The organism is Endozoicomonas sp. ALB032, assembly GCF_049310125.1.
Lineage (GTDB): Bacteria > Pseudomonadota > Gammaproteobacteria > Pseudomonadales > Endozoicomonadaceae > Endozoicomonas_A.
On the sequence record NZ_JBLYNW010000001.1, the window covers coordinates 5340899 to 5354184 of the forward strand.

Consider the following 13286-nt stretch of genomic DNA (forward strand, 5'->3'; position numbering starts at 1 on the left):
TGGCACAAGACAATTAACCGTTTAGCGATTCAGAAATTTTTGGCTATTCTCTGTTTCTACAACAAATAATGAAATCAACCAATGATGTTCCTTTATTTTTCCAGAACAGAAAGTCAAAACGGATTGTCCTGCCGTTTGCTATCAGGCGAAAAGAATGGAATTGATATTATTGACACAGCCTTTTTTGAGGGATTCGAATGCAAATTTGTCGTTTATTCATAGCATTTGTTGTTTCTCTGATAACTATCGTAGTTGTGCCATCAGTCTATTCTTCAACCATCATCGACCGACATAATCCCGATGGACAAAGAGTTCAGATTGAAATCAGCGACGATACAGATCCCCGGGATGTGAGTCATTGGCAAGTGAGTTTGCTGCTTTCGGAAAGCTTCAATGACCGAAACAGCATCCTTTGCTTTAAGGCACCTGTGGTACCAACTGATTTGAACAGTATCGCAATATGGGTCACGAACGACTTGAGTGACTATTGCTATAAGCTAGTGCTTCCAAATGAGAAGCAAACACCCGTCTTCCGGCCTCTCTCACAAGGTGCCTCTGAGAATAGCGCACTGGTTCGCTTGAAATCCACGACGGCGGACAGACCAGAGCTTATTTCTGTAACCACCGATCAACCGCTGAACGACAAAACCCAGGCTAGCCCGCTGACCCTTCTGCTCTATCCCGACAACCTGCCCGACATTGGGCTGAAAATCGGGCAAAACCAAAATAACACAATCACATTGAAAGGAGCCGGGTTCGCTGGCAACACCGATTTTACCGGTGGCGGTAATGGAGGCTTCTTCTATTCGCCTCCCCCCCCGGGAGGCGGAGGGGGAAGACCATCGGGATTCTTCGAAATTGACCTGGTTATCCTGAAACCCGTCATCAACTGGCTGATGTCCATAGGCAAGGATTCTGTCTCGTTTGCGGAACAGCGATCCCCGGCGCGTCTGAAAATGACACGCGTCAATGCCGACGGCTCTTCCAGTGAGGCCGTTATACCCGTTGGTTGGCTTAACTTCCTGAATATAGAACAACTGACCGATGTTAATTTCTGGAACACCCTCTTCCAGCGTGCCGCCACTACTTGCCCAGCCAGCGAGAGCCTTCAGTGGCAGCTTGACTGTCTAAAACTATTTCTTGAGTACACTGCCTTGAAGACAGATCATGCTGATGTATTAAAGGCAGGTAATGGGGATGGGGAGTCATCGGATAAGGTACAAGATAAATCACTAAAGAACGAAAATAACGACCATCAAAAAGAAAAAAAAGGTGCCCCTGAAGATCAGGAGCGCAATTCACAGCGAGAAGACAATGATAGCAGTGGAGATGGTAATAACAGAAAAGACGACAATGGAAAAGAAAGTGAAAAAAACAGCAGGACTCAAGACCTTCAGGTACTGGCGAAGCAACTTGTAGCCATCATTGAAAGCGACGATCCCGATGCCGTTTTTAAGCTGAGGCAAATACTGGTTGAGCTGAACATGCCTCTGCGTTTGCAGGTTTTGGAAACAAAAAGCACAAACACCGAGGGCATTAGTCTCACGCCCCTTGAGGCGATATTGAAGCTGCAGCGTTCCTTCTACGAAAACTCAACGCGCAACCGTTTTATCGAACAGCTGATAGAAGCCACCAGTGATAAAACACGGACTTTGGATGATGTTAACATTCCGTCTGAACTCCAGCCGATAATTCCACCTGACCGGACTCTGTCCGAAGCTGGAAACAAGAACCTGATCATTTTGTATAAAATTGTTCGGGATATAATCCACAGAGTCAACCAATCCAGCCAACAGCCACCTATAGGACAATTTGAAAAATGTTGCTTTGCAGAGTACTTCGTTCAATTGTTCCTGCTCCGTTCCAACCCACTTGAACTTATTCTTTATCCGCTAGGACAAATATCAGATCCGGAAGTAAGGCTAGATATTCTTATTGGCGCACAGTCATTTACACTTTCCACCTCTTTTTTATATACCGTTACACAATTCCCTCAACACCCATCGTTTCATGAATTAAAACATTTCTTAAATCGACTGTTGATTCAGTTAAAAACTTACACTTTACCACAGCAGCCTCCACTGCAAGGGGCTGCAATCATTAGTAGAGACAGCACTTCTAACAGAACAATAGCCTCTGGCTTTGTCGACAACTCCCTTCTCACTCGGCAACCTTATTCCCAACCATCCCTGCCTGCACCGATGAAGTATACCCACGGACTACTTTCAGATACCCCAGCGATTACTCCGGGAAATCCATCTAATGCAGGCGACAGCCCCAACAATCAAGAATTTCAAACTATCAATTGTGGTTTAGAAAAGCTGGAAACTGTTTTAAATGAGTACAGCAGGCTAAGAATCGAAGTTGAGCTGAAAAGAGGAGCTCAGGAAAAACAAGAAAATAAAAGACAACAGATTGAAGAGTTAACTGAAAAAGTTAAAGGGCTAAGCAAAGAGAATCGAGAGTTAAGAATGGATGCTGAAGGGTTAAGAAGGCAGAATCAAGCGTTAAATACAGATAACCAGGGATTACGGAGCTGCGTGAGCTACCTGCAGGCTGAAAACGAATGCTTTAGTAAACAACTTGAAAAGGCGCAGTATGTGCTCAGAGAGCTACGAGAATCATTAAACGCTATGCCCCATTGGGCGCAAGAACCTATGACAGCCGCCAGCCCGCCGATGGGAAGCAATGGTGCCGGGCATAGTGGTTCTTACCAGCAGTCGGGCACTCACAATGAGCTTGCAACCCCTTCGTATGAGGCGACAAACTCATCCAATGAGCATTCAGAGCTACCATCAGTAGACGATATGCCCCATGGAGAGCAGCAACCGATTTCAACGACCAGCCCGTCGAAGGCACAGTCGACGACATCTGTACAAAAAAAACCAATGTCGCTCTGTTTTCATTACTACAGACTCTGCCTTCTGAAATTTGACTGCTGCAGATTCTATTTCCCCTGCCATAGATGTCATAACGAAAGTGATCTATGCGAGGTTACGAATAAACTGCCGTTTGATGCAAAACAGTTTCAATGTTCTCTCTGCAAATATGAGGGGGACATTACAGAAAACTCCCAGAAATGCCCTGGCTGCCACCAGCAAATGTCGGAATATTTCTGTGCACGTTGCAAACTCTTTACCTCTAGCGAAAGATCCATGTTCCACTGCGATAAATGTGATGCTTGCCATAGGAGCAAGGATAAACTCTTTCACTGTGATGTTTGCAACCTTTGCCTTGATATAAATTTACAAAGCACGCACAAATGCCGGCAAATCTCAGGGCGCGAAACCTGCTGCATCTGTCTGGAAGAGGTCCCCGGCAGCCGTTTTGTCCTTCCCTGCTCCCACCAGGTCCACGGGGAGTGCGGCCTTGCGATGGTTCAAAACAGGTTAAAACACTGCCCTGTTTGCAGGCATCCCCTATACCCGTAAGAAGGTGAACATGAACATAATAATTGCCCGACGGTGTGCATTTATTGAAAGCGGTTTAACACGCCTTTTCTTTCCCATAATCCCTGGGTGATCTGCATTGATCCTGGTCAGTGAGATGCAGAGTTGTGAGACTCTGCCCTATCCCAATTATATTGTTTCTCCTGTCATGCGGGTTTCTTTGAGCTTTCTACTTACATATAGAATGGCTGTTATTCCAAGAAGAGTGCCAACAACACCAGCTCCAATGCCAACAGTAATGTCAAAAATACAAATAACATCCTTCCAATTATCTTTTTGAGACTTTTTTAAACTGGTATTATCTACGATAAAATCAAGATATTTTGATAGGGTTTCGAAGATAATTACGCCACCAGCCACGCCAGCGCTTGCGTCAAGTAATCCTAATAAATATGCAGTACCGTTCATGCTGTAGAATAGGGGGCCTCCGGAATTGCCATTTTCTGCATAACCAGCATAATTTAACTCATAAACTGAATTCTTAACTGATAACCATGTAAGAATCACTTTCTTCAAGGCATCGTGATCTGAATAAGCAGCAGCGTAAATGGGATTGATTTTATATAAATCATTTATTAAATATGTTTTATTATCGATTAAGGGTAGCTTTATACCTTTCTCATCCAGAAAAATTTTTTGATCTAGCTCAACTATCGCAAAGTCATAATTATAAATAATTCGTGAAGAATCAAATTTCGAGTACAATATATATCTGCTTGCTTTAACCGAAAATGGAGTCAAAGCATTTTTAAAATGAGCCTTAAGGCAGTCAGCATCTGGAAAAGAATCTAACGCATGAGCAACCGTTACTATATGTCTGTCTGATATCAATACTCCAGTAAAAGTGCCACCGGTATTTGTCATTTTAACAACCCAAGGTAGCAAGCCAGGTGCAACAACTTGAGTGGGTTCTGTGTATCGCTTTTGTCTATCTAATGCAAAAATGCAACTGGAGTAGACAATTAGAAAAACCAGCCCAAAATAGTGCATAACGACCTCACCTCAACCTTTCATACTATAAATTCAAAAAGGTAGTCTATAAACGCGACATAAATCGGGTTTTCGAAGGTCTCCAGGAGGCTGTCGGACTTTAGCGTCCGTCTGGATATGCTGGCGTATCCATTGATCCAGTCGTGGTATAGGTAGAATTTTCCCGTAAGTTACACATTGGTGGTCGTGTATGACTTTTAGTCGCCTGCCAGCGCTCGGCTGAAGCAGGCGGTTATGTTCCTTGAAACATCAATTATCGATAACGGAAATAAAGGTGCATAAGCCAATGATATGTTTGCCAAAAATAGTTTAGCGATGTTCTTATTAAAGTTCGGGTATGAGTAAGTAATCTATCATCAATATTGTGTTCATCATCCGGTCTTATTGCTTGTGCTTGCACAATTACATCTTGATCAGCATTCAACATTTGAATTTGGCCTTCCCGTAGCTCCAGAAAAATAACTTGAGGATTTATAACTGTAGTCCTGCGTGCATTTAATAGTGAACGATGATGAGCAATGGCATTTCTACAAATCGTATTAGTGACAGACGCACCTATAGAACCAACTATTAATGGTCGCTGTAAGTAAGAAGGGCATAGATTTACAAAAAACATCATGTGTGCAAAAGTGGCCGAGCCGGCACCTTGCAGTATTGGACTTAACGTGCCACTGATTCCATTATATCTGCAATAAGCTATCATTCCGGCAAAACAGACACTGGCTGAAAAAATAGTCACTCCATTTGGATAGCGTACCATCAGTCTTCTTATTGCTTGCGGTATCCATTCACCTGGAAAGAGATTGGCTCCCCGATTGATGCTATAGGGGATAAGCATCCCAGCATTTCGCATCTGCTCAAGTTGTTGTGAAAGCTGCTGAAGGAGTTCTTCATCTTCGGCATGCACATAAAATGTTTGTTGACCAATTTTCACCCAGCGTTTCTGCCAGTGACATGGGTCACGATCATCACCGCCGCTTGCTCCTCCTGATGAGGATATCGTGGGTGGGGGAGGCATCAGATCTGACCCCGCCATAGAGCTGGGACATACATCTAAAAATATGAATGTTAGCGTAACTAATACTCTAAAGCGGTAGAATAATATTTTAGCTTCATAAATAAATGACATATAGGTAACCCCTACGTCAGGATAGATATCGCCTCTTTTGATACATGACTTTCAATAAGTGAGAGCAGATAAAAAGAGACTGTTTTGGCTCGCTGCTGCAAAAAATGGAAGAACCCATTTTCCAGAAGGTGATGCTAGCAGCCTGTCGGACTTAAGCGTCCGTAGCGAGGATTGCAAGAAATTGAGGATAAAAATCTCTGTTTCTGAGGAGAATAGCGAGCTATTTGACGAAGAAACAGAGATTTTTAGACCAATTTATTGCAACCGCAGTAGGACAGTCTTAAGTCCGACAGGCTGCCAGGAGCCTGACCGAGAATAGCGCCCGTCTAGGCGACCCCGTAGCGAGGACGGCAGAAAATTGAGGATGAAAATTCGGTTTTGTGAGGAGAATAGCGAGCTATTTGACGAACAAAAGCGGATTTTCAGACCAATTTACTGCCGCCGCACGACTGCATGGATGCAGGAGCTAGAGCAACGCAGGAGCAGTTGCCGACGACTGCATGGATGCAGGAGCTAGAGCAACGCAGGAGCAGTTGCCGACGACTGCATGGATGCAGGAGCTAGAGCAACGCAGGAGCAGTTGCCGACGACTGCATGGATGCAGGAGCTAGAGCAACGCAGGAGCAGTTGCCGCATAGGGCAGACTATTCTCGGTCAGGCTCCTAGCCAGTAATGTTTTCGTGGCTCAGCTTAAAAAAGAGAAACCGGCATTACTGATGCAGCTCTGTATACTTGACGCAAACAGACAAAAGTGCAAGGTATACTCGTGCCCGTTGATGGTAAGAATCCATCGGCTCTGTTAGTTCTGACAAACAAGGCAAAGGGAACTTGTACTGTGAAGGCCCACGCCAGGCTCAACCTGTCGATACACAGGGTTCAGCGCTGGCAAAAAATGAAGAACAGGTACGGGAAGATAAACGTCAAAGGGAAGGTAACCTGTCCTGTCGTCACAGAAACACTGGAGAACTTGAGGATAGCTTAAAATTAAACCTCTACATATCAGTGCCTTATTTTTTTTCAGCTCATAATGAACTTATTGGCACGGCATTTGGTCTAACCATTCAGTACATCTGAAACAATCAATGAGCAAGCCATCAACTTTCAGGGAGCGCAATATGAGAGATGAGATTTTAGAACGTATTAAAGACCACAACGTCATTATTCACTATGCCATTGAATCCGGGAGCTGCGCCTGGGGAGTAGCGAGACGAAAACCATTCAGGCTATGCTGGGACTGAATGAATTCATGGAGTCACAACTCTCTGCGCTGGAAGCCTTCAAGGGCAGCCAGCAAACGACTGTGGGATCATTTGAGACCATCAATCACCTGCTCCATAAAATTTTGGACCATACCGCTGAAAAAAATAAGAGAGGTGCAACATCATGCCAGTGATTACTTTGCTAGAGGGTACCGATAGCCAAAAGCCAGTTAAGATTTGGACGGATGAGGTCAGCCCACAGGCACTTGAACAGATGCGTAAAGTCGCCAGCCTGCCCTTTATTCACAAACATGTGGCTGGCATGCCTGATATCCATCTGGGCAAAGGTGCAACAATAGGATCGGTTATTGCTACCACAGAAGCCATTATTCCTGCCGCAGTTGGCGTCGATATAGGCTGTGGCATGAATGCGGTTCAGTTATCACTGAAAGCCTCTGATCTGCCGGACAACCTTCTGGCCATCCGGCATGATATTGAAAAGGCTATTCCCCTTGGAGCCGGCGGACAGCATAAAGAAGCGCAAATAGCCGGAGATTCATCTGTTGCTCATGGCTTGCAACGTATTCTGGAAAAGCATCCGGATATTGTTCGTAGAGGCAATCGGGACAAGTTTGTTCGTCAGATGGGCAGTCTGGGTTCTGGCAATCACTTTATTGAACTGTGCCTGGATGAACACGACAACGTATGGGTAATGTTGCATTCCGGAAGCCGGGGTATCGGTAACCAGATAGGTCAGTACTTTATTCATCTGGCTCGAAAAGACATGGAAAGGCAGCAGATTCATCTGCCCGACAGAGACCTCGGCTACCTGAAGGAAGGCTCGGACCACTTTGATGATTACGTTGAAGCCGTGGCATGGGCACAAAACTACGCCCTGCTGAACCGGGAACACATGATGAACAGTATTCTCAACGTATTGCACCAGCATCTGAAACCGTTCACCGTCATCAATGAAGCTATTAACTGCCACCACAACTTTGTTGAGCAGGAGCTGCATGATGGCCAGCAAGTCTGGGTAACTCGTAAAGGAGCCATCCGGGCCAGAAACAACGAACTGGGCATTATACCCGGCTCTATGGGAGCCAGGTCTTACATTATCCGTGGCAGAGGCAATCCCGAAGCATTTTGCAGCTGCGCTCACGGAGCTGGACGGAGCATGTCCCGTACCGCTGCCAAAAAAACCTTCTCTGTTCGTGATCTTGAAGATCAGACACAGGGCATAGAGTGCAGAAAGGACAAAGGCGTACTGGATGAAATTCCCGCCGCTTACAAAAATATCGATAAGGTCATGAGCCTGCAGAACGATCTGGTTGAGGTCGTGTGCACACTGCGACAGATCGTTAATGTGAAAGGCTAGGAAAAAAGAGAAGTAGCAATGGTCTGGAGTTACCGAGTGATTGAAACCTGAAACCATGAATCCAGGTTTGCAGTGCGCAACGTGTATTACCAGAATGAATGCAACATTCAAGGCCGGAATGGAAAGATACCAACAACATTCAGGAGACCGAACAATGAAAAAGCAAAAAAACGCTCGTAAGCACTCGCCTTCGGCGGTGCTGAAACTGATGCAAGGCCCTATGTTTCGCCAACGTCGGGAAGAGCTGAAAAACCGCTAAGTACTCAGCCATACGGAATCGAATATTTCTGGCTTATTGGGCAGGTGCTCTGCAAGGCGCAACGACGGGAACATAGCAAGCTATGTGACCAGAGTTGCAACGCATCACGACTGCATGGATGCAGGAGCTAGAGCAACGCAGGAGCAGTTGCCGCGAGTGCCTGAACAATAAGTCAGAAAATATGATTTCGTATGGTTGAGTACTTATAACCGTAAAGATAAACATCGTGGTCGCAGCGATATCAGGCTGCACCAGAAAGCATTGAATGAGACAGTGTTTTCTTGTGCGGCTTGTTAAACTTTTTTTGCTTTAGTGTTGACAGGGTGATTGCCCGAGGGCATAGACCGCACGTAATCTTCCTGTTCCCTGGTTTCTATGGCTCCGATCCTGGCTTTTCGTACATTTGAAATAGCCTCATCAGATGATGCACCATAGGCCATTAGCAGTCTGGCAACCAACAGTCCGGTGCGCCCAAGCCCTCCACGACAATGAACCAATACTTTCTTCCCCTGGTCCAGGCAACGATAAATCGTATTAACAGACTGCTGCCAATGCTGTTCAAATCGGGCATCAGGAATGGAGAAATCTTTTATCGGCAAATGCAGCCAATACATACCTGCTTTGTTAACCTCATCTTCAAGCTCATCGATACCCAGCATGTGGAACTCATGTTCTTCAATCAGAGAGATCACCAGCACTGCGCCCCATTTTTTTATAGTGGTAATGTCTGTAGCCAGATCCCGGTTCCAGTCCTCTCCAAACATTGACTGCCCCTTCTTACCGGGTGCAACGGCCATGCCCAGAATTCCACCTCCGGGAATAGAAACGCTATCAATGACTAAAGGATTTGATTGTGATGCTCGCATTTAAATGATTCCCGGACTTTATTCTGAGTTAATAATCGATATTCCCATAGTTTCTGACGGGATCTTTTAGTATATCCGAACAATCCGTTTTTGCAGATTTACGGAATTAGTTGTGACTGATGTTGTGTTCAGTAGTTTTGATTGACCCTGTAATCTTGTTGTTTGAGCCAATTAATACTACTATTTAGCTCATAATTTGAGTCGATTAAGATTCACAACCGGCTCACTATCTTGGGTAAACCCGTAAATGACCGATTATTCACCAACGCTGTGGATCTGGCAAAACAAAGACTGGCCACAGTTTCACTGGCAGGAAGAGGCTGTGTTACCTCTACTCAGAGAAGTTCGCTTCAGCCTGGGAGTCCTGTTAGGAAAAGCCAGCGCTACCCAGAGTGATAAAGCAGAAGCCTCTGCACTGGACACCCTGCTGGAAAACATCATCACCTCTTCTGCCATCGAAGGTGAACGCCTTAATGCCCAGTCTGTCCGGTCATCACTGGCGAAACGCCTGAATCTCAAAGGTACTGATGACACTGCCTACCCGACTTCCGAGCGAACCGAAGGGTTGGCAGAAATGATGCTGGATGCAATCACTAACCTGGATGACCCTCTGAGTCTGGATCGTCTTTTCCAATGGCACCGCTGGCTGTTTCCCAATACAGAGTTTACCTTTCACAAGGTTCAGGCAGGTCAGTTAAGGAGCGATGAACCCATGCAGGTGGTGTCCGGACGTATTGATCGGCCCACCGTTCATTTTGAAGCACCGCCAAGAAGTGTATTGACCTCAGAGCTGGAGCGATTCTTTGACTGGTTTAACCAGAGCAGAAACGATCCAAAGTGTGATCCCCTGCTTCGTGCTGCCATCAGTCATTTCTGGTTTGTGACACTGCATCCTTTTGATGATGGTAATGGGCGATTAACCCGGGCTATTACCGACCTGGCCCTGGCACAAGCCGATGCCCAAAGCATCCGGCTCTACGCTGTGTCCAGCGCGATTCTGGATAATCGCAAAGCGTATTATCAGATCCTGGAACAATCCCAGCGTGGGAAGGTGGACATCACCCACTGGCTGCTCTGGTTTTTACAAATGCTCGATGAAACGATCAAAGCCTCGTTGAGAAAGATTGATCGTACACTACACAAAACGCGGTTCTGGCAGGCATTTCACGATACGGGGCTTTCCGATGAGCAGATCAAAGTACTTAACCGGCTACTCGACGGCGGGGAGAAAGGGTTTGAATCCGGGATCAGTGCATCGCAATACCAGAAGGTGGCAAAAGTCAGCAAGGCAACAGCTACCCGACATTTGTCTTATTTATTGAATAAAGGATGTATTGAGAAATTGCCGGGTGGTGGTCGCAGTACCCGGTATCAGGTCGCTCGTAAATGATCAGACGCTACATATCAACTACCGGAATGTTCTCTTGTCGTGACGGAGCAATAGCCATAACCGGGTCAATCACCAAAGCGATATGTGTTCCAAAAGTCGCTTATTCCGTTCCATGTAAACACTTCAGCAAGGCCAAACCAGACTGCGCCAGCGATCATTGAGGAAATAAGTCAGCAATGTGTTTGGCATTTACGCAGCATGACGTTCTTTAGTAATCCTGAGCCAATTCGCAGCCCCTGATGATGATTGTCAACGGCGGGCCGCCCCACATAACTCCGGCTTATGCGCATGTGACAAGGCTGATAACTCATCCAAAGCTGAAAGTCTTATAGCACCTACAGCCGCTTTGTAATCCATTAGATCCTGATATCGGACTCTGCGATGCTAGCACCAACCTGTGTCTGGACCGCCAGAGGATCAGACATATCCTGCAGCTCTTCTGCCACGACAGTCACATGTCATAGTCAATGGCGTCTGCAAATGCGTGTGGAGGAATTTTTTTCACTAAAAGATCCGGATAAAGTTTGTAAATAGAAAAAAAGGTTGAGATGACTACTGTCGTTCATCCCAACCAAAAAATCATTCAAAGAAAGTCATTAGCTGGCAGGCATTGGAATGATCTCAAACATTCCGTCAAAGTCATCCAGAGTTGCTGACAGCTTTTCTATCAGCTCTGCGTTGCCTTTGATCTCAGCATCACCTGACTTCAGGAGGGTTGTCAGGGAAGTTTGACCCAGCGCCATTTTTGTCAGGTCAGTTTTTTGAATGACCAGTTCAACATCAGTCTCCGGCAGTGTTTCCACTTCTATATTACTCATATTGGCGTTTGAAACTTCACCAAAAAAGCGCTGCTCCAAGTCCGGGTGATAAAGGCCAAAACTAAAGTCTAAACCCGCCTGCTCCGCTTTTTCGGCATTGAGGCGAACCGCCAGAAAGTCAAGAAACATGCCTGTTGGCGTATTAGCAATAACATCGGCAGAGGCCAGCTTAATGGATGGTTTGATCTCTCCGGTTCTCAACTCCACTGCACCTTGCAGGTAGGAGTTGCGCCACGCCATGGTTTCTGACTGATAACCCTGTTGCTCAAAGCTGTCAGCCAGTGCATAGCGATAATCCAGATTATCCGGGTGACATTGCACCAGATCGTTGAACAGCTGGGATGCTTCTTGATATTGCCCGTTATTGAAGTGTGAAACTCCTGCGCTATAAAGTGCCTCTGCACCCGCTGCATCCACATAAACACAGGACTTGTCTCTGGTTTCAAGCGGGTTGGTGTTTACCGGGTTCATATCGTGATAACCAAGATATAAATTGACCACCGCGCGAGCGTTGTGACTGTATGAACCGTGGTAGCCATTGGTGTGCCAGGTCTGCTTTTGAACCTCTGGCACCAGCTTCTCAATTTCACGACCTACGTCGTTAATAGTGGTGCCATGGTTGGCCAGGCGCATGGCCTGATTGTGAATAAAGCCATAGTTATCCCGCTGCAGGGTCATATACTCGGCAATTTCGTTGTTTTCAGTGGCGGGATCATTCCAGACTGGTGCCGAGTGTGCAGCGTGAATACTGTCAACCATTCCGGAATCCACAAAACGCATTTTCAGTTCAGTCAGATACTTGGTCCAGACCAGAGCATCACGAACTTTTGCTCCCCGGAAAGTGTAGATGTTATGCATGCCGTCATAAGTGAGCTCAGCGGTATTGAGTGAGCGGTATTGCGGAACATAGAGCACCATTTCCGCAGGTGCTTCAGCGCCCGGCATATTTATGGCATGAAACTCCAGGCCATCAATATTAATCACTTTTTCACGTGACGTAATTTCTGTCGTAGGCGCCACAAGAGTGACCTCGCCCCTTGACGTACCCAACCCCAGAGCATTGTCAACGATGCCTTTGGTACTATTGGTTAACGTTGTTCCATACTGATAGTTTGCCCGGCGGCCCATAGCAGTACCGGCGATGACGTTTTCGTCAGCCAGCTCTTTGATGAAATCTTTTGGCGCGTAGATTTGTGCGCCTTCGGCGAAGTTGCCGGACTCATAGACACCCCTGGAACCACCAAAGTGATCAGCATGCATATGGGAGTAAATCATCCCGGTAATTTTATGCTCACCATTGATATCAGGCAGGTGTGTTTTGGCAAAATCCCAGGCAGCTGCAGCCGCTTCCCGGGACAACAACGGATCATGAATGACATAGCCGTTTTTGGATCGATAAATGGTCATATTGGATAGATCAGCCCCGCGAATCTGATAGACACCATCCGTCACCTGATACAAGCCACCCGCCGTATAATTCAGCATACCCTGACGCCAGATAGACGGATTCACCGTGGCAGGTATTTCGTCAATCGACATATCCGTCATGTACTGAAAACGATTTTTCAGCTCTCCCGCAGCATGATTGCCAAATTCTGCGATCAGCCCTTTGCGGGTACGTTCAAAAGCGGATACATCTTTCCATGGCAGGTTTTTTGCCAGATTCTGGTTTGCCTGTTCAGTATGGGCAGTGGCAGGTTTGCCCTGATAGTCCTCGAGGCTGGTATATTCAGCACTTGCATTAAACGACGCAAGAATAGCAAGGGTAATAGCTGATAGAGTCTGTGTCGGTTTCATAGTGGTCCTTA

9 protein-coding genes are annotated in these 13286 nt (G+C 46.2%); 5 read left to right on the top strand and 4 right to left on the bottom strand.

Features of this window, described 5'->3' with window-relative positions:
- Nucleotides 1–197 precede the first annotated feature (197 nt).
- Nucleotides 198–3431, top strand: coding sequence for a CHY zinc finger protein (locus ACO6VG_RS19465; RefSeq protein ID WP_422475224.1), 3234 nt, complete (start codon nucleotides 198–200; stop codon nucleotides 3429–3431).
- Between the two features lie 147 nt (nucleotides 3432–3578).
- Here ACO6VG_RS19465 and ACO6VG_RS19470 read toward each other — a convergent pair whose 3' ends face one another.
- Both ACO6VG_RS19470 and ACO6VG_RS19475 read right to left on the bottom strand, forming a co-directional pair.
- Nucleotides 3579–4439 (bottom strand): trypsin-like serine protease, encoded by an 861-nt coding sequence (locus tag ACO6VG_RS19470; RefSeq protein ID WP_422412947.1) that lies wholly within the window; start codon nucleotides 4437–4439, stop codon nucleotides 3579–3581.
- A 253-nt stretch (nucleotides 4440–4692) separates the two neighbouring features.
- Complete coding sequence (locus ACO6VG_RS19475) at nucleotides 4693–5568, bottom strand: hypothetical protein (protein ID WP_422138033.1); 876 nt, start codon at nucleotides 5566–5568, stop codon at nucleotides 4693–4695.
- Nucleotides 5569–6319: 751 nt separating this feature from the next.
- Between ACO6VG_RS19475 and ACO6VG_RS19480 the strand changes: the two genes are divergently transcribed.
- From ACO6VG_RS19480 to ACO6VG_RS19490, 3 genes are all read left to right on the top strand, one after another.
- Complete coding sequence (locus ACO6VG_RS19480) at nucleotides 6320–6550, top strand: hypothetical protein (protein WP_422475226.1); 231 nt, start codon at nucleotides 6320–6322, stop codon at nucleotides 6548–6550.
- Between the two features lie 401 nt (nucleotides 6551–6951).
- Entirely contained in the window at nucleotides 6952–8145 is a 1194-nt protein-coding gene (locus tag ACO6VG_RS19485; protein WP_422133852.1) for an RtcB family protein, read from the top strand.
- A 40-nt stretch (nucleotides 8146–8185) separates the two neighbouring features.
- Entirely contained in the window at nucleotides 8186–8404 is a 219-nt protein-coding gene (locus ACO6VG_RS19490) for a hypothetical protein (RefSeq protein ID WP_422441823.1), read from the top strand.
- Between the two features lie 293 nt (nucleotides 8405–8697).
- Here ACO6VG_RS19490 and ACO6VG_RS19495 read toward each other — a convergent pair whose 3' ends face one another.
- Nucleotides 8698–9270, bottom strand: a complete 573-nt coding sequence (locus tag ACO6VG_RS19495; protein WP_422475228.1) for a cyclin-dependent kinase inhibitor 3 family protein — start codon at nucleotides 9268–9270, stop codon at nucleotides 8698–8700.
- 247 nt (nucleotides 9271–9517) lie between these two features.
- On the opposite strand from ACO6VG_RS19495, the gene ACO6VG_RS19500 reads away from it, so the two are divergent.
- Nucleotides 9518–10660, top strand: a complete 1143-nt coding sequence (locus ACO6VG_RS19500; protein WP_422475230.1) for a Fic family protein — start codon at nucleotides 9518–9520, stop codon at nucleotides 10658–10660.
- A 596-nt stretch (nucleotides 10661–11256) separates the two neighbouring features.
- Here ACO6VG_RS19500 and ACO6VG_RS19505 read toward each other — a convergent pair.
- Nucleotides 11257–13275 (bottom strand): alkyl/aryl-sulfatase, encoded by a 2019-nt coding sequence (locus ACO6VG_RS19505; RefSeq protein WP_422475232.1) that lies wholly within the window; start codon nucleotides 13273–13275, stop codon nucleotides 11257–11259.
- Between the last annotated feature and the right edge of the window lie 11 nt (nucleotides 13276–13286).